At 38.7% G+C, this 20,886-nt stretch carries 18 protein-coding genes, 3 tRNA genes and 2 pseudogenes; 18 read left to right on the top strand and 5 right to left on the bottom strand.

The window, feature by feature from the left end:
- The first annotated feature begins 127 nt into the window (after positions 1-127).
- The 5 genes from thrS (at position 128) to A9267_RS02350 (ending at position 3,940) form a co-directional block, all read left to right on the top strand.
- On the top strand, positions 128-2,056 hold the full coding sequence (gene thrS / locus A9267_RS02370) for a threonine--tRNA ligase (protein ID WP_055023951.1): 1,929 nt from the start codon (positions 128-130) through the stop codon (positions 2,054-2,056).
- Positions 2,057-2,059: 3 nt separating this feature from the next.
- Entirely contained in the window at positions 2,060-2,602 is a 543-nt protein-coding gene (infC, locus tag A9267_RS21440; RefSeq protein ID WP_080915702.1) for a translation initiation factor IF-3, read from the top strand.
- Positions 2,603-2,690: 88 nt separating this feature from the next.
- Positions 2,691-2,885, top strand: coding sequence for a 50S ribosomal protein L35 (gene rpmI / locus A9267_RS02360; RefSeq protein WP_055023949.1), 195 nt, complete (start codon positions 2,691-2,693; stop codon positions 2,883-2,885).
- A gap of 18 nt (positions 2,886-2,903) precedes the next feature.
- The gene (gene rplT / locus A9267_RS02355) at positions 2,904-3,263 is read left to right on the top strand and encodes a 50S ribosomal protein L20 (protein ID WP_012325107.1); all 360 of its coding nucleotides are present in this window, start codon (positions 2,904-2,906) and stop codon (positions 3,261-3,263) included.
- A 122-nt stretch (positions 3,264-3,385) separates the two neighbouring features.
- Positions 3,386-3,940 (top strand): GNAT family N-acetyltransferase, encoded by a 555-nt coding sequence (locus A9267_RS02350; RefSeq protein ID WP_065108097.1) that lies wholly within the window; start codon positions 3,386-3,388, stop codon positions 3,938-3,940.
- A gap of 28 nt (positions 3,941-3,968) precedes the next feature.
- On the opposite strand, the gene trxB is transcribed toward A9267_RS02350, so the two are convergent.
- Both trxB and msrA read right to left on the bottom strand, forming a co-directional pair.
- Positions 3,969-4,922 (bottom strand): thioredoxin-disulfide reductase, encoded by a 954-nt coding sequence (trxB, locus tag A9267_RS02345; protein ID WP_055023947.1) that lies wholly within the window; start codon positions 4,920-4,922, stop codon positions 3,969-3,971.
- Positions 4,923-5,091: 169 nt separating this feature from the next.
- Positions 5,092-5,571 carry a peptide-methionine (S)-S-oxide reductase MsrA gene (msrA, locus tag A9267_RS02340; protein WP_065108096.1) on the bottom strand — a complete coding sequence of 160 codons (480 nt, stop codon included), beginning with the start codon at positions 5,569-5,571 and terminating at the stop codon, positions 5,092-5,094.
- A 171-nt stretch (positions 5,572-5,742) separates the two neighbouring features.
- Between msrA and astE the strand changes: the two genes are divergently transcribed.
- The 6 genes and pseudogenes from astE (at position 5,743) to nadA (ending at position 11,866) form a co-directional block, all read left to right on the top strand.
- Positions 5,743-6,774: a succinylglutamate desuccinylase gene (gene astE, locus A9267_RS02335; RefSeq protein ID WP_065108095.1), complete on the top strand. Its 1,032-nt coding sequence runs from the start codon at positions 5,743-5,745 to the stop codon at positions 6,772-6,774.
- A gap of 150 nt (positions 6,775-6,924) precedes the next feature.
- The gene (locus A9267_RS02330) at positions 6,925-8,103 is read left to right on the top strand and encodes a thiamine pyrophosphate-dependent dehydrogenase E1 component subunit alpha (protein WP_055023944.1); all 1,179 of its coding nucleotides are present in this window, start codon (positions 6,925-6,927) and stop codon (positions 8,101-8,103) included.
- A 2-nt stretch (positions 8,104-8,105) separates the two neighbouring features.
- Positions 8,106-9,083 (top strand): alpha-ketoacid dehydrogenase subunit beta, encoded by a 978-nt coding sequence (locus A9267_RS02325; RefSeq protein WP_065108094.1) that lies wholly within the window; start codon positions 8,106-8,108, stop codon positions 9,081-9,083.
- A 9-nt stretch (positions 9,084-9,092) separates the two neighbouring features.
- Positions 9,093-9,359, top strand: a pseudogene (locus tag A9267_RS22250) (biotin/lipoyl-containing protein); the annotation flags it as partial.
- 93 nt (positions 9,360-9,452) lie between these two features.
- A pseudogene (locus A9267_RS02320) lies at positions 9,453-10,691 on the top strand (dihydrolipoyllysine-residue acetyltransferase); the annotation flags it as partial.
- A 107-nt stretch (positions 10,692-10,798) separates the two neighbouring features.
- Positions 10,799-11,866, top strand: a complete 1,068-nt coding sequence (gene nadA, locus A9267_RS02315; protein ID WP_065108092.1) for a quinolinate synthase NadA — start codon at positions 10,799-10,801, stop codon at positions 11,864-11,866.
- Positions 11,867-11,934: 68 nt separating this feature from the next.
- Here the strand turns inward: nadA and gap are convergent, their stop codons facing one another.
- Together gap and A9267_RS02305 are read right to left on the bottom strand one after the other, a co-directional pair.
- Positions 11,935-12,945, bottom strand: coding sequence for a type I glyceraldehyde-3-phosphate dehydrogenase (gap, locus tag A9267_RS02310; protein WP_055023940.1), 1,011 nt, complete (start codon positions 12,943-12,945; stop codon positions 11,935-11,937).
- A 236-nt stretch (positions 12,946-13,181) separates the two neighbouring features.
- Complete coding sequence (locus A9267_RS02305; protein ID WP_065108091.1) at positions 13,182-14,012, bottom strand: DUF2989 domain-containing protein; 831 nt, start codon at positions 14,010-14,012, stop codon at positions 13,182-13,184.
- Positions 14,013-14,214: 202 nt separating this feature from the next.
- On the opposite strand from A9267_RS02305, the gene A9267_RS02300 reads away from it, so the two are divergent.
- From A9267_RS02300 to A9267_RS02280, 5 genes are all read left to right on the top strand, one after another.
- Complete coding sequence (locus tag A9267_RS02300) at positions 14,215-15,651, top strand: glyceraldehyde-3-phosphate dehydrogenase (protein ID WP_055023938.1); 1,437 nt, start codon at positions 14,215-14,217, stop codon at positions 15,649-15,651.
- A gap of 248 nt (positions 15,652-15,899) precedes the next feature.
- A tRNA-Gly gene (locus A9267_RS02295) sits at positions 15,900-15,975 on the top strand.
- 17 nt (positions 15,976-15,992) lie between these two features.
- A tRNA-Cys gene (locus A9267_RS02290) sits at positions 15,993-16,066 on the top strand.
- 50 nt (positions 16,067-16,116) lie between these two features.
- Positions 16,117-16,202, top strand: a tRNA-Leu gene (locus tag A9267_RS02285).
- A 794-nt stretch (positions 16,203-16,996) separates the two neighbouring features.
- A complete protein-coding gene (locus A9267_RS02280; protein ID WP_065108090.1) occupies positions 16,997-18,190 on the top strand; it encodes an amino acid aminotransferase in 1,194 nt (397 codons plus the stop codon).
- 141 nt (positions 18,191-18,331) lie between these two features.
- Here A9267_RS02280 and yvcK read toward each other — a convergent pair whose 3' ends face one another.
- Positions 18,332-19,228 (bottom strand): uridine diphosphate-N-acetylglucosamine-binding protein YvcK, encoded by an 897-nt coding sequence (yvcK, locus tag A9267_RS02275; protein ID WP_443018779.1) that lies wholly within the window; start codon positions 19,226-19,228, stop codon positions 18,332-18,334.
- Between the two features lie 173 nt (positions 19,229-19,401).
- On the opposite strand from yvcK, the gene A9267_RS02270 reads away from it, so the two are divergent.
- Both A9267_RS02270 and A9267_RS02265 read left to right on the top strand, forming a co-directional pair.
- Positions 19,402-20,208, top strand: a complete 807-nt coding sequence (locus A9267_RS02270; protein WP_055024502.1) for a glucosaminidase domain-containing protein — start codon at positions 19,402-19,404, stop codon at positions 20,206-20,208.
- On the top strand, positions 20,209-20,844 hold the full coding sequence (locus tag A9267_RS02265) for a DUF2987 domain-containing protein (protein ID WP_065108089.1): 636 nt from the start codon (positions 20,209-20,211) through the stop codon (positions 20,842-20,844).
- Positions 20,845-20,886: the final 42 nt, after the last annotated feature.

The raw sequence follows: 20,886 nt of genomic DNA, 5'->3' as shown, positions 1-20,886 counted from the left end.
TTAGAATGCAAACTCATGCCGCTATTAACTCAGGCTCCTGTAATGTCTGTAGTTTGGTGGCATTTCTTTTTTATTTATTATTACCAAGTGGCCCTACGTGTGGGTCACCACTGGATAAGGAAATACAATGCCTATTATTACATTGCCTGATGGCAGCAAACGCGAGTTTGCAGATTCTGTATCAACATTAGATGTCGCAGCCGACATTGGTCCTGGTTTAGCTAAAGCTTGTATCGCTGGCCGCGTTAATGGCGAGCTAGTAGACGCTTGTGACTTGATTACAACAGACTCAGAATTGTCTATCATTACGGCTAAAGACGAAGAAGGTGTTGAAATCCTTCGCCATTCTTGTGCGCATTTATTAGGGCATGCTATTAAGCAAATGTGGCCTGAAACCAAAATGGCGATTGGTCCTGTTATCGATAACGGTTTTTACTACGACATCGATTTAGACCACAAGCTAACGCAAGAAGATATTGATGCGCTTGAAAAGCGTATGTTGGCATTAGCAAAAACAAATTATAGTGTTGTTAAGAAAGTTGTTTCTTGGCAAGAAGCTCGTGACACTTTTGAGTCACGTGGCGAAGAATACAAAATTGCAATTCTTGATGAAAATATTAGCAAGGATTCAACACCTGCTTTATATCACCATGAAGAATATACTGACATGTGTCGTGGTCCGCATGTGCCAAACATGAAATTCTGTCATCACTTTAAATTAATGAGTGTTGCAGGTGCATACTGGCGCGGTAACTCTGATAACAAGATGTTGCAGCGTGTTTATGGTACAGCTTGGGCAGACAAAAAAGCATTAAAAGTGCATTTGAACCGTCTTGAAGAAGCGGCAAAACGTGATCACCGTAAAATTGGTAAGCAACTTGATCTATACCATATGCAAGAAGAAGCACCAGGTATGGTGTTCTGGCATAACGACGGGTGGAGTTTATATCTAGAGCTTGAGAAGTTTATTCGTCAAAAGCTAGGCCAATATACTTACCAAGAAGTTAAAGGTCCGTTGATGATGGATCGTAACTTATGGGAACGTTCAGGCCACTGGGACAAATATGCTGACGCGATGTTTACCACAAACAGTGAAAATCGTGAGTATGCGATTAAACCAATGAACTGTCCTGGCCACGTTCAAATCTTTAATCAAGGACTAAAATCTTACCGCGACTTACCATTGAAGATGGCTGAATTTGGTTGTTGTCATCGTAATGAACCATCTGGTTCACTTCACGGCTTAATGCGCGTACGTGGCTTTACCCAAGATGATGCACATGTTTTCTGTACTGATGAGCAAGTACAAGAGCAGGTAAGTGAATGTATCCAAATGGTTTACGATACTTATGGTAGCTTTGGCTTCAACAATATCGTTGTTAAATTATCGACACGCCCAGAAAAGCGTATCGGTGATGATGATATGTGGGATAGAGCAGAAGAGGCACTTAAGCAAGCTTTAGATGCAAATAACATTGAATTTGAAGTGTTACCAGGTGAAGGTGCATTCTACGGCCCGAAAATCGAATTTACATTACATGACTGCTTAGACCGTGCTTGGCAGTGTGGTACTGTCCAATTAGATTACGCATTACCAGCGCGTCTTGGTGCAACTTACGTTGCTGAAGATAACACTCGCCAGACACCTGTTATGATCCATAGAGCTATTTTAGGGTCTCTTGAACGTTTCTTAGGTATTCTTATTGAAGAATATGCAGGTAAATTCCCAACATGGCTCGCACCTGTGCAAGTAATTGTTATGAATATTACTGATAAACAGTCTGATTATGTTGACGAAATTGTTAAAACTTTCAAAGAAAGTGGCATTCGTGCATCTAAAGACTTGAGGAATGAGAAAATAGGCTTTAAAATACGTGAACATACGCTTAAGCGTGTACCTTATTTATTGGTCGTAGGCGATCAAGAAATGGAAAATAAGGAAGTTGCGGTAAGAACACGTGACGGTATCGATTTAGGTAAGATGAAAATCAATGATTTCGCTGCCAAGATACAAGAACAAATTTCTAGCCGTAGTCTATTATTGTTGGAGGAATAGGTCATAAAGATCAAGAGAGCAGCAGGGCGACAGCCAGCCCCTAATCGTATTAACGATGAAATCACTGGCGTACCAGAAGTTCGTTTATCGGATATCAATGGTGAGGCAGTTGGAATCGTTAGTATTTCACAGGCACAGGAATTAGCTGACGAAGCAGGTGTAGACCTAGTTGAAATCAGCCCTAATGCTGAGCCACCTGTCTGTCGCATAATGGACTACGGTAAGTTCCTTTTTGATAAAGCGAAAGCACAAAAGGAACAAAAGAAGAAGCAGAAACAGGTCCAGCTGAAGGAAATAAAATTCCGTCCTGGCACTGATGAAAACGACTATCAGGTAAAACTACGCAACCTGATTCGTTTTCTTGAAGATGGGGACAAAGCGAAAATTACGCTGCGTTTCCGTGGTCGCGAAATGGCACACCAAAGCCTAGGTATGGATCTTTTGAACCGTATCAAAGGTGATTTGGAAACATATGCTGTAGTTGAATCTTTCCCTAAAATGGAAGGTCGACAAGCAGTTATGGTCCTCGCACCTAAAAAGAAATAGTAGGGCAACCCACTAAAAAGTAGCAAAGTCCTTTTGAGGGTTTTGCTCGCCTTACGTTTTATTAATGTCCCAATGCGGAGTTTTAGCAATGCCTAAAATGAAAACAGATAAGGGTGTTCAAAAGCGCTTCAGAAAAACCGCTAATGGTTTCAAGCGTAAACAAGCACACTTACGTCATATTTTGACAAAGAAGAGCACTAAGCGTAAACGTCACTTACGTGCTAAATGTTTAGTTGCAAAGTCTGATGTGCCAGCAATCGCACGTCAACTACCATACGCTTAATTAAAGGAGATATGAACAATGCCTAGAGTTAAGCGTGGTGTAACCGCTCGTGCTCGTCACAAGAAAGTACTTAAATTAGCCAAAGGTTATTACGGAGCTCGCTCACGTACTTACCGCGTTGCTGTTCAAGCAGTAACTAAAGCTGGTCAATATGCTTACCGTGACCGTCGTCAGAAGAAACGTCAATTCCGTCAACTTTGGATTGCACGTATCAATGCGGCTTCTCGTCAAAATGGTCTTTCTTATAGCCGTTTCATTAATGGCCTTAAAAAAGCATCAATCGAAATCGATCGTAAGATTTTGGCTGACATCGCTGTATTCGACAAAGTAGTTTTCACTACTTTAGTTGAAAAAGCAAAAGAAGCTTTAGCTAAGTAATTAGCTATTATGCTTAAAGAAGGAGCCTTCGGGTTCCTTTTTTTATGCCCAAAATTCTTATAGGATAGTAAAAACACCGAATAAAATGTTGTGTTAATACTTTAGAGAATAGGTGTACTTACATGGAACAGTTACACACTGAACGATTGCAAATTAGTTTAATGACACTCAACGATGGCGACTTGTTGTTTGAGTTAGATCAAGACCCTGCTGTGATGCAATACATAAACGGTGGCAAAGTTACTTCAGCGCAAGAAATAGAAGACATTTATATTCCGAGGTTAGCTAAATACATCAACCCAGAACGAGGTTGGGGACTTTGGAAAGTATCTCTTAAAGAGCATCCTAGTTCTTTTCTTGGTTGGATACTCATTCGACCTATGCATTTCTTCACTCTGTCTCCTTCATATTCTGATTTAGAAATTGGCTGGCGTTTTAAACAATCAACATGGGGAAGAGGAATAGCGACTGAAAGTGCAAAAGCTGTGATGGAGCATTTGCTTGCAACTCAGCAAAACATAAAGCATTTTTCCGCCATTGCAGATGAAGAAAACCTAGCTTCAATTAATATAATGAAAAAACTGGGTATGAAATATATTGAAAAACTGTCGCATCCAGATGTGGAAGGCGATGTAGACGTTGTTTTATATTCAAAAGACACAAAAAAAGCCAACTAAATAGTTGGCTTTTTTCTATAATAGCAATTTATTTTTGAGCGTCTAAGAAACGTTCAGCATCTAACGCTGCCATACAACCAGAACCGGCCGATGTAATAGCTTGACGATAATGTTGATCCATAACGTCACCACAAGCATAAATACCTTCAATACTCGTTTGCGTAGCATTTCCTTGTAGTCCACTATTTACAGTAATATAACCATGATTCATGGTTAATTGACCATCAAAAATACCGGTATTTGGACTATGACCAATAGCAATAAATACACCCGCAACGTCTAAATCTGAAATCGCACCATCTTTAGTACTCTTCATCTTTAGACCCGTAACACCCATATTATCGCCAACAACTTCATCGAGAGTTTGATCTAAATGTAGAATAATGTTGCCACTCGCTACTTTATCCATTAATCGGTTGATTAAGATTTTTTCAGAGCGGAAACTATCTCTACGATGAATCAAATGAACTTCTGATGCGATATTACTTAAATATAGTGCTTCTTCAACGGCAGTATTACCACCGCCTACAACGGCCACTTTTTGATTTCGATAAAAGAATCCGTCACACGTTGCACAAGCAGACACACCACGTCCCATGAATGCCTCTTCAGAAGGCAAACCTAGATATTTAGCCGATGCACCTGTTGCGATAATTAAGGCATCACAAGTGAATTCACCATTGTCACCTTTCAATTTAAATGGGCGCTCACTGAAATCAACTTCGTTAATATGGTCGAAGATAATCTCTGTATCAAACTTCTCAGCATGCTGCTGCATTCTTTCCATTAATGCAGGGCCAGTAAGATCATTCGCGTCACCAGGCCAGTTTTCAACTTCAGTCGTTGTCGTAAGCTGTCCACCTTGTTGCATACCAGTGATCATAACTGGTTTTAAATTTGCGCGTGCAGCATAAACTGCAGCCGTGTAACCAGCAGGGCCAGAACCTAATATCAGTAGGTTAATATGACGTGCTTGACTCATTGTTGTATATCTCCGTATTCATATGCCTAAGCAATTTGAATGGATTGTAGGGAATTTAACGGGGCGGGTAAAGCGCAGTTCGGTCTAACTTATAGATTGCTTTAATCGACTATGTACACAAAAGACACCAAAGTGGTGCCTTTTTATACTTATTTTCAGCGCTTACTTGTTAAAACGAAATATGACAGCTCGGCAAGTCATTCTTTTCTAGATAATTTTGGTGGTATTCTTCAGCAATGTGGAACCGCTTTAATGGTACAATTTCTGTAACAATTTGACGGTTTCCCCATTTGCCACTGGCGATTAATTGTTGTTTTGCTGACTCAGCTATTTCTTTTTGTTGATCATCATGGAAAAAGATAGTGCTTCTATACTGAGATCCAATATCTTTGCCTTGTTGATTCAAGGTCGTCGGATTGTGATTTTGCCAAAAAACAGCGACTAAGGTTTCGTACGAGACGATTGTTTCGTCAAATTCAACTTGAACGACTTCGGCATGGCCAGTGTTGCCCGCTTTAACTTCAGCATAAGTTTGGTATTGATCATTCCCGCCCATATAACCGCATTTGGCATCTAAAACACCTTCTACTTGTTTAAAGAAGTATTCGACGCCCCAAAAACAGCCTGCACCAAATGTTGCTAATGTCATAGTTATACCCATAAAGAAGTCTAGATGGCTAAAAGTATATTTGTTCACAGCAGGAATGCAAGCAAAGATTTACATTTTGTTAAATGACACTTAACGTTAGCGTCCATTGAATGTGTTAGAATCAACACGATTATGAAACCTATTCGTTTAAACGTCTTTCAAGGAGTCTTTGTGTTTCAGCAATTAATGGACGATCATGACTTTCTCGCTTTTACTTTGGCCAATATTGATAAGCCTTTAAAAAGCCAAGCATTCACATTATCAAATCAAACAACAGTCACAATCTTAGATAATGGTGTAATCAGCTTTAGCCCCGCATCTGGCTCTACAAAGGATGTGGTTTTATCATGTGCCATTCATGGTAATGAAACCGCGCCTATAGAAATATGTAACAAACTCATCAGTGATTTACTTACCTGTAAAATAGAAACGCTGCATCGCGTTTTATTCATTATTGGTAACCCTGATTCTATATTGACTCAAACACGCTTTGTTGAAGAGAACATGAACCGTTTGTTTTCAGGTGCTCATTCAGATGGGGAAGGGCTGATAAATAAAGAGCGAGTGAGAGCTAAAGCGCTTGAACAATACGTCAGTGATTTTTTCAATGACAATGATAACTCGCAGCGTATTCATTACGATTTGCACACAGCTATCAAGCCTTCAAAGCATGAAAAGTTTGCGATATATCCCTACAGACCAGGCAGAGCATTCAGTGCGAAACAAATAATGTTTTTAGCAGGCTGCGATGTAGATACGATTTTGTTTCATCACGAACCCACAACAACATTTAGTTATTTTTCATCAGAGCAATTTAAAGCTGATGCGTTTACCGTTGAGCTAGGTAAAGTTATGCCATTTGGTGAAAATGATATGCATAAATTTGCAAATACCCACAAAATGTTAGCGGCGCTTATTACTCAAACAGAACCAGAATTAGCCGTATTCGATAGCAATAAACTCAACTTGTATAAAGTATCACGTTCAATCAATAAGCATTTTGATGATTTTTCTTTTTCATTTTCTAAGACGACTGAAAACTTTACTGGGTTTGAGCAAGGCCAGACTTTAGCAATTGAAAACAATCAACAGATAAAGGTTATAGAGCCCTACGAAGCTATCGTTTTTCCAAATGAAAATGTACCTGTCGGGCAACGCACGGTATTATGTTTAGTACCAGCGCCCAATGAAGATATTCAATAACTTGTAAAGTTAGATATACAAATTTTTTGCAAGGTTATTTACCAACAAGAAAGCACATTAGTTGATAGTAAGTTTACGTTAACGTAATGTGCTTTCGCATATAATAAATTAAGCTTTATTTTATAAGGCCTCAGATAACAAGAGCATAATATGAGCAACGCACCGCTGAATAATGAAACAGTGCATCGTGTCAGCTTCTTAGACAAAGCGTCATTGCACATTCCTATTTTAAAAATTCTGCAAGCAGACGGTACCACATATGAAAATGCGGTGATGCCTGTCATTGATCAAGCACTCGCTGAACGTATTTACGACACTTGTGTATTTACCCGTGTTTTAGACGAACGTATGTTAAGTGCGCAGCGTCAAGGTCGGATTAGTTTTTACATGACCTGTACTGGTGAAGAAGCCTCAATTATTGGTAGTACAGCTGCGCTTGATGATGGCGATGTAATACTTGCCCAGTACCGTGAGCATGCTTCTTTACGCTATCGTGGTTTCACCACAGAGCAGTTCATGAATCAAATGTTCAGTAATGAGAAAGATCTAGGCAAAGGACGTCAAATGCCTATTCATTACGGCAGTAATGAACTTAATTATCAAACCATCTCTTCACCTCTAGCGACGCAAATTCCGCAAGCAACAGGTGTTGCTCATGCATTCAAGTTACAAGGTAAACGTAACGTAGCAATTTGCTACTTTGGTGAAGGTGCAGCTTCAGAAGGTGATTTTCATGCTGGCTTAAATATGGCCGCAGTGCTTAAGTCTCCGACTATCTTTTTCTGCCGTAACAACGGTTATGCCATTTCTACTCCAACCGAAGAGCAATTTGCTGGTAATGGTATTGCGAGTCGTGGTGTTGGTTATGGTATGCATACTATTAGAGTTGATGGTAATGACATGCTTGCAGTATTAGCTGCAACACAACAAGCTAGAGCTTATGCACTTGAACATAATGCTCCAGTGTTGATTGAAGCGATGACATATCGTCTTGGTGCGCATTCATCATCGGATGATCCTTCAGGTTATCGCTCTAAAGAAGAAGAAGCCAAGTGGGAACAACATGATCCCGTAAAACGCTTTAAGCTTTGGATGATCAATAAAGATTGGCTAAACGAAAAAGATGACGCTGCTCAGTATGAACATTACCGAGAAGAAGTGTTAAACGCAGTAAAAGTCGCAGAGAAAGTGCCATTACCGCACCTTGACTCATTGATTACAGATGTATTGGATAAGCCAACGCCAGCCCTTGAAAAGCAATTGGCAGAGCTAAAACAACATATTAAGAAATATCCAAAGTCATATCCAAAAAGTGCAGGGAGAATTTAATCGTGGCTGAAATGAATATGTTACACGCCATCAACGATGCGTTATCAATCGCAATGACTGATGATGAGCGCATGGTAGTATTTGGCGAAGATGTTGGCCATTTTGGTGGCGTTTTCCGTGCAACTTCTGGTTTACAAGAAAAATTTGGTCGTGAACGTTGTTTCAATACACCGTTAACAGAACAAGGCATTGCAGGTTTTGCCAATGGTCTTGCCTCTAACGGCATGACAGCAGTTGCTGAAATTCAATTTGCTGATTACATTTTTCCAGCCTTTGATCAAATCGTGAATGAAACTGCCAAATTCAGATACCGCAGTGGCAATCAGTTTAATGTCGGTGGTTTAACCTTTAGAACACCTTACGGTGGTGGTATTGCAGGTGGTCATTATCATTCACAATCTCCTGAGGCTTACTTCACACAAACTCCAGGATTAAAGGTTGTAGTACCCCGTAACCCAGAACAAGCTAAAGGGTTATTGTTAGCATCAATTCGCGATCCTAACCCTGTTATCTTTTTTGAACCTAAACGTTTGTATCGTGCATCTGTTGGCGAAGTACCTGCTGGTGATTTTGTTATCGAACTCGGTAAAGCTGAAGTCGTTAAAGTAGGTAGCGATATAACCTTATTAGGTTGGGGCGCTCAGATGGAAATTTTAGAAAAAGCGGCCAAAATGGCAGAAAAAGACGGTATTTCTTGTGAAATTGTCGATTTACGTACTTTGTCTCCATGGGATGTTGATACCGTAGCTGCATCGGTTAAGAAAACAGGAAGACTTCTGATAAACCACGAAGCACCTTTAACAGGTGGTTTTGCTGGTGAAATTGCTGCGCAAATCCAACAAGAATGTTTTTTACACCTAGAGTCGCCAATCAGTCGTGTTTGTGGTCTTGATACACCATATCCTTTGATTCTTGAAAAAGAATACATGCCTGATGAGCTAAAAACTTATGAAGCTATTAAAGCTTCTGTCAATTTTTAGGAGCAAGATATGATTAAAGATTTTATTTTGCCTGATATTGGCGAAGGTGTAGTTGAATGTGAGTTAGTTGATTGGATGGTCAAAGAAGGCGATGTTATCGTTGAAGATCAACCTATCGCTGACGTTATGACAGATAAAGCATTAGTACAAATTCCAGCACCACATGGTGGCGTTGTGACTAAGTTATACTATGCAAAAGGTGAAATAGCTAAAGTACATGAGCCTTTATACGCCGTTGATATTGAAGCAACGTCAGCCGAGAAAACAGAAGAAAGTTCATCACAGAATCACGATGATCAAGTATCGACTGAACAGCAGAATGTAGAAATTAGCTCAACGACTGATTCAGTAACCGTATCTGGTAAAGCTGTTGAAGAATTCCTTTTACCGGATATAGGTGAAGGTATTGTTGAATGTGAATTAGTTGAGTGGCTTGTAGAAGAGGGTGATCAAGTCGTTGAAGATCAACCCATCGCCGATGTCATGACTGATAAAGCGTTAGTACAAATACCAGCAATTAAAAATGGTAAAATTGTTAAGCTGCATTATCGAAAGGGTCAACTTGCTAAAGTTCATGAACCTTTATTCGCTATTGAAGTCGAATCAACTAGTTCAGTGGTGGGATCTACGCAAGTAGAAACGGCAACGACAACAGTGGCTTCAACGACTTCTTCAGTACCACAAGGAAAAGCATTAGCAAGTCCTGCCGTTCGTCGCTTAGCGAGAACGTTAGATATCAACATTGCTAATGTACCCGGCAGTGGTAAGAATGGTCGAGTATATAAAGAAGATGTAGAAAACTTTGCCAATGGCAGTTCATCGAATGCTCAGGCTCAACCTGTTACGACTCCGACACAATCACCTGTTAACGACACGGTTTCTCAGTCTATTGTCAAACAAGCTGCAGATACAGTAGAGCCAATTAAAGGCGTAAAAGCGGTTATGGCTAAGATGATGGTTGAGTCAGTTTCAACTATTCCTCATTTTACTTATTGTGAAGAGTTTGATTTAACAGAATTAGTTGCACTTCGTACAGAGATGAAAGAACGTTATTCATCAGATGAAGTAAAACTAACCATGATGCCTTTCTTTATGAAGGCAATGTCTTTAGCAATCAATTCATTCCCAGTGATGAACAGCCAAGTTAATTCAGATTGTAGCGAGTTAACATACAAGGCAAGTCATAATATTGGTATGGCCGTTGATTCAAAAGTGGGTTTGCTCGTACCAAATGTCAAAGACGTACAAGATAAATCTATTCTTGATGTTGCCGCAGAAATTACGCGACTAACTAACGCCGCTAGAAGTGGACGAGTCAGCCCAGCGGATTTAAAAGGTGGCACGATTTCAATTTCTAATATTGGCGCTTTAGGTGGCACAGTAGCCACGCCAATTATCAATAAACCAGAAGTTGCAATTGTTGCTTTAGGTAAACTACAGGTATTGCCTCGATTTAATGCTAAAGGTGAAGTTGAAGCACGTAAGATTATGCAAGTGAGTTGGTCTGGCGATCATCGTGTTATCGATGGTGGCACCATTGCTCGTTTTTGTAATTTGTGGAAACAATATCTTGAACAACCACAAGAAATGCTATTAGCGATGAAGTAGTCATCATTGTTTTTCAGCATAATCAAAATAAAGGACGCTAATGCGTCCTTTAATTTTGTTAAGTGTTTTTGTATAATCCTCGGACGTTGTAACTTCTCGGAACCATAATGATCACCTCGGCACCGAATATTGACTCTATTGAATATCCTTTTCCTGCTAAACCTGCTGTGTTGTCAGACGCTGAAAAAGCAGATTACAAAGCAAGAATTAAACAGTTATTAATCGAACAAGATGCTGTTTTAGTTGCACACTATTATACCGATCCTGAAATACAAGCTCTGGCAGAAGAAACAGGAGGTTGTGTATCTGATTCTCTTGAAATGGCTCGTTTTGGTCGTGATCATCCTGCAAAGAAACTCATCGTAGCTGGCGTTAAGTTTATGGGCGAAACGTCTAAAATCTTAAGCCCTGAAAAAACAGTTTTGATGCCGACTTTAGAAGCAACATGTTCGCTAGATATCGGCTGTCCAATCGATAAATTTTCTGAGTTCTGTGACGCACATCCTGATCATACTGTTGTGGTTTACGCTAATACATCTGCAGCAGTAAAAGCAAGAGCTGACTGGGTCGTGACATCAAGTATTGCCTTAGAAATTGTTGAACATTTAGACGCCGAAGGTAAAAAAATTATCTGGGGGCCAGACCGTCACTTAGGTAGTTATATTGCCAAAGAAACCGGCGCTGACATGTTAATGTGGCAGGGTGATTGTATTGTCCATGATGAATTTAAAGCCAAAGCGTTAAGAGAACTAAAGATTCAACATCCCAACGCAGCAATTCTTGTCCACCCTGAATCACCAGCAAATGTGGTTGCTCTAGCAGATGCTGTTGGGTCAACTAGCCAGTTAATTAAAGCTGCGCAAACAATGGCTAATCAAGAGTTCATTGTTGCTACTGATCGCGGCATTTTCTACAAAATGCAGCAAGCTGCGCCTGGTAAAACATTAATTGAAGCACCGACTGGTGGTAATGGAGCAACTTGTAAAAGTTGTGCTCATTGTCCTTGGATGGCAATGAATGGTTTACAAGCAATTGAAGCTTCGTTAAGTGCTGAAGATAAAACGCAGCATGAAGTTTTTGTTGCTGACGCGCTACGTGATGAAGCGCTTATTCCATTAAATAAAATGTTGGATTTTGCAAAAACCTTGAATATGAAAGTTAAAGGTAATGCTTAGTATCTCACTTTAATTTTATTTCAGATACAAAAAAGCCCTGTATTAACAGGGCTTTTTATTATCTATCATTACTTAGCATTCATTAATGCGACAGTATTATCTAGCATGCGGTTACTGAAACCCCATTCGTTATCGTACCAAGCCATTACTTTAACTAAACGACCATTAACACGAGTTTGTGTCGCATCAAAGTTAGATGAGTAAGGATTGTGATTGAAGTCAATAGAGACTAATGGTTCTTCATTGACAGCAAGCACTTCACTCAATGGCGCAACTTGAGCAGCTTTAGTGATGATCTCGTTAATCTCTTCCACGCTAGTATCTCTACCTGCAACAAACGTTAGGTCAACTAATGACACGTTTACTGTAGGTACACGAACGGCTAAACCGTCAAATTTACCTTGTAGTTCAGGAACAACAAGTCCAACAGCGGCTGCCGCACCAGTTTGAGTCGGGATCATCGACATTGCAGCGGCACGAGCACGACGTAAGTCAGTGTGATAAACATCTGATAAACGTTGATCGTTTGTGTATGCATGAATAGTCGTCATTAAACCAGACTCAATACCGATAGAGTCGTTTAATGGCTTAGCAAAAGGTGCTAGACAGTTGGTAGTACAAGAAGCGTTTGAGATAACTGTCATATCTGAAGTTAATACTTCATTATTAACACCATAAACAACGGTAGCGTCCACTTGTTTACCTGGTGCAGAAATGATGACCTTTTTAGCACCCGCATCTAAATGAGGTTTAACAGCGTCTTTAGATGTGAAAATACCTGTACATTCATAAACAACATCAACGTTTAATTCTGCCCATGGTAATTTAGAAGGGTCACGTTCTTGGAAAGTTAAGATTTTGTCGCCGTTGACATAAATAGCTTCGTCATCGTGATCAACTTTAGCATTGAAACGGCCATGAACTGAGTCGTATTTAGTAAGGTGAGCATTAATTGAAGCATCACCCAAATCGTTTAAAGCAACGATTTCGATTGGATAATCCTTTTCGCTTTCATAAAGCGCACGTAAAACATTTCTACCGATACGGCCATAGCCGTTAATTGCAACACGGATAGTCATCGCATATCCCTCAAGTGATTATAAATCTGTTACGTAAATCGTATGGTAGTAAAATTACCAAATTAGAGCATTTCGTCAAGTAAAAAAGCCCAAAAAGCGACATTTATCGTGAATATGTCTGTATTTTATTTACAGAATTCAAAATAAAAGCGGTTTTGAGCTTTTTTATGAAAGTCCAATACAGCGAGTGCTGTAAATGATTTGTGTTTTAGTGTAGCTAATAATTTTACATTTGGTTATTCAAAACGATGTTTTATCTGACTGCTTGCAAACTTTCCTTGCTTGATGTCCTTTACTAGCTCTTTCGCTTCCGCATCGAGTTGCACCGCTAAGTCTGAATTGTTTGCTATTAACGCTAATAATTTTTCTTCTGAGGCAGTGTTATCACTTATTAATGTATTCGCCTTAGTTAACAAATACTCGTTTTGTACATTTTGTTCTCTTCTATATATGGTTGCTAGAGCGAGGAGCCAATCTGAATCAATATTGCTCGCCTTAACATGGGAGAGTAAATGCAAATAAAGTAATTTGGCTCTAGCGACATCTGTTTTTATATAGTGAGAGGCAACTTGAGCGAGCATAAAGGTCTCAGTGAGCTCACCGGCTTGTTCGGCTTTAATAACAATATCGCGAGAGGGGAAGTCATTAAATTTAGTCCAACGATAATACGCAAGGTAAATATCAGGATTGTCTTTGGTGTACTCTTGTAATTGGGCTAAGTTTTGAGTGCTAACAGCATAAGCACGTTCTCTGTCTTCTGTTCGATGTGTGTTTATTATATGTTTAACGCCGGCTGCGAGTTCAATGCAGTTACTATAAGATTCAAGTTTAATTAATTGATCATATAGTTGCTTACCCGACGGATTTTCAGTGATCTTTAATTGATAACGACTACGGATTAAGTCTCCTTTTTCTATTAAACACCAACTATCCTTGTGTAAATCGGCACAAAGTTCAGGATTTTTTTTACAAATGCTGCCACTATTTCGGCCAACATCACAACCAAATAAGCCGAATAAAGCAGCAAAAATTGAAAATGATGTAATTATTACTAAACTTTTGTTCAAAACTAGCTCCAAAACAGGAAATTATCTAATAAAATTACAGGTTTACTAAAAATTTCTTACTGGCGAAAACGCATAAATTTCATTACAATGTCGCCGACCAAAAGGGGTTAACCCTACCAAATAATGATTATTGGTCTTTTCTTTTCGTTACTCAATTCTTTCTGCGACAAAAAGCTGAAATATGAGATAAAGGATCTTTTTAATGAGCGCTGATAAACACCTACAAAGTTGGCAAGAACGTTTCGAAATGGCTGAAGCAATGCAGCCTTTATTAGGAAAACTATACCGCAATCAAGGCGTTGAAGTCTTAGTGTATGGTAAACCTCTACTAAACGCATCTACAATTGAAATTATTAAAGCGCATCGACTTGTTCGTCGCCATATTGGTGAAAAATTACGTCTACGTGAAAGCTTCCCGTTTGTTGAAGCATTAAGTAAGTTGTCAGTAAAACACTGTAAAGTTGATATCGGTAAACTAGCGATTAATTACTGGCGTGATAATAAAGACGCTTCTCAAATTCAAGCTTACATGACTCGTGAGCTGGAAGCAGGTCTTAATTTTGGCGATGATGTTGAATCAAAAGACGTAGTTTTATATGGCTTTGGACGTATCGGTCGTTTATTAGCACGATTAATGATCGAAAAAACAGGTAAGAGTAATAAACTTTGTTTACGAGCCATTGTTTTACGTGGTGGTAAAAAAGGCGATTTAGAAAAGCGCGCGAGCTTATTACGTCGTGATTCAGTTCATGGGCCGTTCAACGGTTCTGTTGAAGTTGATGAAGAGAACAACGCTATCATTGCCAATGGTACGTACATTCAAATCATCTATGCCAATTCACCTGATCAAGTCGACTACACACAATATGGTATTAACAATGCGCTAGTAGTTGATAATACAGGTATTTGGAAAGACGAAGATGGTTTAGGTCTTCACCTTAAGAGCAAGGGTGCAAGCAAAGTATTATTAACTGCACCTGCTAAAGGCGCGATTAAAAATGTTGTTTACGGTGTTAACGAAAACGATATTTTACCTGAAGACATGATTGTTTCAGCAGCAAGCTGTACTACTAATGCAATTACGCCAGTACTGAAAGCTGTTAACGATAAGTATGGTATTGAAAACGGTCACGTAGAAACGATTCACTCTTATACCAATGACCAAAACCTAATTGATAATTACCATAGTGCTGATCGTCGTGGCCGCAGTGCACCATTAAACATGGTTATAACTGAAACGGGTGCAGCAAAAGCTGTTGCAAAAGCATTACCCGTTATGGAAGGTAAATTAACAGGTAACGCTATTCGCGTTCCGACACCAAATGTTTCAATGGCAATTATCAGTGTTAATTTAAATGGTGAGACTAATCGCGAAGAATTAAATGAATATCTTAAGGATATTGCATTAACTTCAGATCTTAAAAACCAAGTAGATTACACCGATTCAACTGAAATTGTTTCGAGTGATTTAGTCGGTTCTCGCTATGCTGGTGTTGTTGATTCACAAGCGACAATTGCTGATGGCAAACGTGCGATACTATATGTTTGGTATGACAACGAATTTGGTTATAGCTGCCAGGTTGTCGGTGTTATGCAAAAAATGCTCGGATTAACGACGTTATCTTTACCAGAAGCTTAAGATTTTTAATCTGTCTTTAATTATCTAAAAGGCACTTTGAAAAAAGCACTTCAATTGAAGTGCTTTTTTATTGCTTGAGTTTTATTCGCATTGTTAATTATTCACTCAATACGTAGATTTAAACATCAAACAAATTCAAAACTGCTATTATTTAAAAAATCTGCATTGACAGTCATGCGTAAAACGGTAAAATCCATTTCGAAATCAACAACGGAGATTAACTCCTTATTGATTACTTGCATTGAAAAGCGACATTAGCTCAGTTGGTAGAGCGATACCTTGCCAAGGTATAGGTCATCGGTTCGAACCCGATATGTCGCTCCAATTCAATAACAAGTTTCGGCGCGATGGCAGAATGGCTATGCTGCGGATTGCAAATCCGTCGACCTCGGTTCGACTCCGGGTCGCGCCTCCACAAATTTTGTTTAATTGTATTGATTTACATACAATTAAAACAACACTTTTGCCCGAGTGGTGGAATCGGTAGACACAAGGGATTTAAAATCCCTCGCTTAATAGGCGTGCCAGTTCAAGTCTGGCCTCGGGTACCATTATTTACATACGTAAGTATGATACAAAAAAGCCTCAACGAAAGTTGAGGCTTTTTTGTATCTAAAATTTGAAACTTGCTTCTAGGGGAAATAATAAATCCCTCGTCGTTTTAAGATAGGGCGTACGAGTTCGAGTCTGGCCTCGGGTACCATTATAAGAAAGCCTCGACATTAGTCGGGGCTTTTTTGTGCCTGTAAATCGTGCTTTGGCGAAAGATAAATCCTCTCGTCCTGTTAAGATAGGGCGTACCAGTTCAAGTTTGGCCTCGGATGCCTTCATTGCATACGACTGAGTATTAAGGCGTACGTGTAATTCCAGCCTTTAGAGATTCAAATCCTTCTAGGTCTAAAAGTATTAAATGCATATGCGGATATTTGTTCAGCATACGAGTTAAAAGGGGGAAAGTTTTTAGGTTCAAGATTGTTGCTAAGTTAGTGAATGCAGGATCAGAAGGGCTGCATTAAATAAAATACAGTGTGTAAACATCAATATAAAAACTCATTATACTCAGCAAAAAAACGATTCTACCCGCATCTTAAAACACGTACGCTAGCGAAATTGAAAAACTCACCGTGTCTCGCATGAATGTCTATTTAATATGAGATATCTACTGAAGTTTTCTAAGAGAACAGAACCTTTATTGTATTTTATTTATTTTATACTGATAAAAAATGATAAATCCTTAAAGTGTGAACAATTTCTGATTAGTTGATTAAATGTCACTATTTCCAATGCCAATACAATGGTATAAATACTAAAAATTGTGGTTCACTTTATAAGTAGGAAAGAAGTAATGATATTTTCTCAAATCCCTCAAGCTCCAGCAGATCCCATTTTAGGTTTAACAGACGCATTTAAAAAAGATCCACGTGCCGATAAAGTTAACCTTGGTGTTGGTATTTATAAAGATGAAGCCGGACAAACCCCGGTACTCAAAACAGTTAAAAAAGCTGAAGCCATTTTATTAGACGCTGAGAAAACAAAAAACTATCTTGGCATTGAAGGTGTAGAGCTATACAACACAGCTGTTCAAACATTATTATTTGGTGCTAAAAATGACATTATTAATGCGAAACGAGCATATACAGCTCAAGCACCAGGCGGAACGGGTTCATTACGTGTAGCCGCTGAATTTTTAGTTCGTAACACTGATTCAAAAACATTATGGGTCAGTAATCCTACCTGGGCAAACCATCAAAATATTTTCCAAACTGCTGGTTTAACAATAAAAGAGTACGGTTATTACAAAGCAGAAACCCACGATATGGATTTCGATGCAATGATAACTGATTTACAAGCTGCTCAACCTGGTGATCTTATTTTGCTTCATGGTTGCTGCCATAACCCTACTGGGATTGATTTAAGTTCATCTCAATGGGAGACAGTAGGTCAATTGTGTGTTGACAAAGAATTAGTCCCTTTATTTGATTTTGCCTACCAGGGCTTTGGCGCTGGTATCGAAGAAGATGCGCAAGGCTTACGGATTGTTGCTGCTAAAGTGCCAGAACTATTAGTCGCTAACTCTTTCTCTAAAAACTTTGGTTTATATAACGAACGTATTGGTGCTATTACTGTTGTTGCTGCAAATGAAGAAACAGCACAAAAAAGTTTTAGTCAGATTAAAAAAACAATTCGTGCTACTTATTCTAATCCCCCTGCGCACGGTGGTTTAATTGTAAGTACCATACTTTCTGATGAGACTTTACGCCAAGAGTGGGAAGTAGAGTTGGCTGAAATGCGCCAACGTATTGCAGAAATGCGAGTTCTATTTGTAGAAACGTTAAAAAGCGAAGGTGTTAAGCAAGACTTTAGCTTTATCTCTCGTCAAAATGGTATGTTTAGCTTTTCAGGTTTAAGCAAAGAACAAGTTAATCGTTTAAAAGACGAATTCGGAGTATATATTGTTGGTTCTGGACGCATCAGTGTTGCGGGCATGACTAAACAAAATATTCCTGTAATTTGTAAAGCTATAGCTCAGGTTTTATAAGTACATTAACCTATTTTTAGTTTAGAGATTGTTTTTCTTGTAAGTTAAATTAGTTGAGCAAAACAGTCTTAAATTATTAGGTAAAAATGCAAAAGCCATTAGACAGTGTTTAAGGGCTTTTCTATAACTTTAAACATTACATTATGCTTTCAGGCTAACGACCGTTGCTATCGCTTCTGCTAATGCTTCTTTGTGATGCAAACCTAAATGATGGTCACTGACTAAAGGGAAATAACTTACTAATTCACCAATATCAATAGCATCAGAGTTTCTAATAATTTTATTAATTCTATTTGTCGATACTGATTGATTGATCCATTCTATTTTGTCATCCAATGTTAAAGACGATGCACACGAAGGCTCTGACGTTAAATTGTCGATTAGAATCACTTTTGCAGATGAGTCTTTAATCGCATTAGCAATACTTGGGATAAGTAAGGGTGGCATTACACTCGTAAAAAAACTGCCTGGCGCAATAATGATAATGTCAGCTTTATTGATTGCTTGTAGTGCTTCACAAGTTGCAGCAACGTTAGGAGCTAAAGTCAGTTGACTTGGTATCTCTTTCATATCGTCAACATTCATTTCACCAAAAACGGTTTCACCTTGCGCATTAAGCGCACTTAGGTTAGTTGGTGATTCAGACATAGGAATGACACGAGTTTCAATTTTTAAAATGGTTCTAATTAGCTTGATTGCTTCAAGAGGGCGAACACATAGCTGCTCTAGGGCATATAAAATAATATTCCCGAGATTATGACCGTTTAACTCATTATCTCCATTAAATCGATGATCAAATAGCATTGTGCCAATGGCTGGCCTATGTGCAAGTTGCGAAAGGCAGTTTCTTAAATCACCCCAGGCAATGGTTGTTTCATCTTGTCGGATCCGCCCGGTTGAACCACCATTATCAGTAGTCGTTACAATACCTGTTAACTTAGGACCAAGGAAAGAGAGTGAAGATAACACTCGACCTAAGCCATGTCCTCCTCCAATAGCCACGATACTATCGACACTATTTAATTCATGTTTCATCATATTGATTCCTTTCATACAGTAATGATGATTTTTTAAGCTATTGTACTGATTGATTTATTTAAGCTATCACAAGATGCTAAAATAGAATCATCATTAATATTAGCATAAATACTTCGCTGCTATTAATCTTGTTTCTCGGTATAATTAAGCAAATTATTTTTTAAGGATTTTTTTTGAGAACCGGTAGAATTGGAAAGTTTACCCTTGGTTTAGGGTTTGTAATCATCAGCATAATGCTAATCAGAGTGTGGTTAGTTCCTACAATTGAGAACATTCTGGTTGAAACACCTGAGATCGAACAAAATCAAGTCGATGAAGAAACTGTACCTGACTTTACAGCAATCGCAGATATACCTACCAAAAAGTCTGCCTTTTTCGATTATATGTCTCCAGCGGTTAACCATCAAAATGCGCTGATAGAAAAAGAGCGAAATTTTCTGAAGGTGGTTTTAGCCAACCTTGCTAACGAGCAGCCATTAACTAACGCAGAGATTTTTAATTTAGAAAAATTAACTCAAAAATATAAATATACAGTTAAAAAGTTTGATCTCGTTACATTGACTCCTTTATTAGAGCGAGTTGATACAGTACCTGCAAGAATGGTACTTATCCAAGCCGCCAATGAAACCGGTTGGGGAAGTTCTCGTTTCGCCAAAGAAGGTAATAATTATTTTGGCCAGTGGTGCTTTTCAAAAGGCTGTGGATTGGTTCCTTTATCTAGAAAAGCAGGGATGAATCATGAGGTTGCCTCCTTCGAAACGCCAGAGGACTCCATTGCTGCATACATGCTGAATTTAAACACTAATTCAGCATATCGCTTATTACGTTCTATTCGAGCGGATCTTCGAAGCCAAGGAAAAGAGCCTGCAGCTGAAGATCTCGTTTACGGATTATTACATTACTCAGAAAGAAAAGATGCCTATATAGACGAGCTATTAGAAATGCTTCGTCATAACAAAGCTTATTTAGCAGGATTATAAATGAAAAAAATAAGAAAATTAGCTTCTTGTTTAGCGCTATTTTTATTATCACCAGCAGTTTTAGCAGATTCAGTATCAATTCCTTATGCAGGGTTTTACGAGCGGCTCAAGCAAGTTAACAAAAATAACTACCAACTAGTTGAAGTTGTATTTAGTGTCCCTAGAAATGAAAATTGTAAAATTATCTCAGGGAATATCACCACTGAGAAACATCAATATCCATTAACTTATGACAAACAGCAGCGTCTTTACTTACCCTATGATGCTCAATTGAAATCAGATAGAGGCTTAATAAATTTGCAAGTATCTGGTGACGCGAGTCAATGTGGTGTGGCCATGCAAGTAAGAGCTAAGAAAGTACAATCTGTTTATAATCAAGGCGAATTAGTTGCTGTAAAAAATGACATGGATGCCTTGCTTGATGGTCAACAAGGATTTCCTATGAAGTATTTTCGTAAACCGATTACTGGATTAACGTTTTCATTTGATTCAACTGACTTACCTGTAGAGGCGAACATAGATGGTAAAGTCAGCATTGTTAGCGATAAATTACAGCTTACCTCTGCAGAAATTGAAACTATAAAGCAGCTCTCTTTTTCAAAACAGCCAATAATTTTAAGCCCATACGTAAATTAACAGTTTGCGTTTGAATCGAGTAAAGACAAAAAAGCCCTCATT

Origin of the sequence: Shewanella sp. UCD-FRSSP16_17 (assembly GCF_001675935.1) — a bacterium.
GTDB classification, from domain to species: domain Bacteria; phylum Pseudomonadota; class Gammaproteobacteria; order Enterobacterales; family Shewanellaceae; genus Shewanella; species Shewanella japonica.
This window is presented reverse-complemented; position numbering and strand designations above follow the sequence as displayed.

Excerpts from the sequence above, each read along its gene's own strand:
- thrS (WP_055023951.1), top strand. The coding sequence starts at position 128 with ATGCCTATTATTACATTGCCTGATGGCAGCAAACGCGAGTTTGCAGAT.
- rpmI (WP_055023949.1), top strand. The coding sequence starts at position 2,691 with ATGCCTAAAATGAAAACAGATAAGGGTGTTCAAAAGCGCTTCAGAAAA.
- rplT (WP_012325107.1), top strand. The coding sequence starts at position 2,904 with ATGCCTAGAGTTAAGCGTGGTGTAACCGCTCGTGCTCGTCACAAGAAA.
- A9267_RS02350 (WP_065108097.1), top strand. The coding sequence starts at position 3,386 with ATGGAACAGTTACACACTGAACGATTGCAAATTAGTTTAATGACACTC.
- trxB (WP_055023947.1), bottom strand. The coding sequence starts at position 4,922 with ATGAGTCAAGCACGTCATATTAACCTACTGATATTAGGTTCTGGCCCT.
- msrA (WP_065108096.1), bottom strand. The coding sequence starts at position 5,571 with ATGACATTAGCAACATTTGGTGCAGGCTGTTTTTGGGGCGTCGAATAC.
- A9267_RS02330 (WP_055023944.1), top strand. The coding sequence starts at position 6,925 with ATGAGCAACGCACCGCTGAATAATGAAACAGTGCATCGTGTCAGCTTC.
- nadA (WP_065108092.1), top strand. The coding sequence starts at position 10,799 with ATGATCACCTCGGCACCGAATATTGACTCTATTGAATATCCTTTTCCT.
- gap (WP_055023940.1), bottom strand. The coding sequence starts at position 12,945 with ATGACTATCCGTGTTGCAATTAACGGCTATGGCCGTATCGGTAGAAAT.
- A9267_RS02300 (WP_055023938.1), top strand. The coding sequence starts at position 14,215 with ATGAGCGCTGATAAACACCTACAAAGTTGGCAAGAACGTTTCGAAATG.
- A9267_RS02280 (WP_065108090.1), top strand. The coding sequence starts at position 16,997 with ATGATATTTTCTCAAATCCCTCAAGCTCCAGCAGATCCCATTTTAGGT.
- yvcK (WP_443018779.1), bottom strand. The coding sequence starts at position 19,228 with ATGATGAAACATGAATTAAATAGTGTCGATAGTATCGTGGCTATTGGA.
- A9267_RS02265 (WP_065108089.1), top strand. The coding sequence starts at position 20,209 with ATGAAAAAAATAAGAAAATTAGCTTCTTGTTTAGCGCTATTTTTATTA.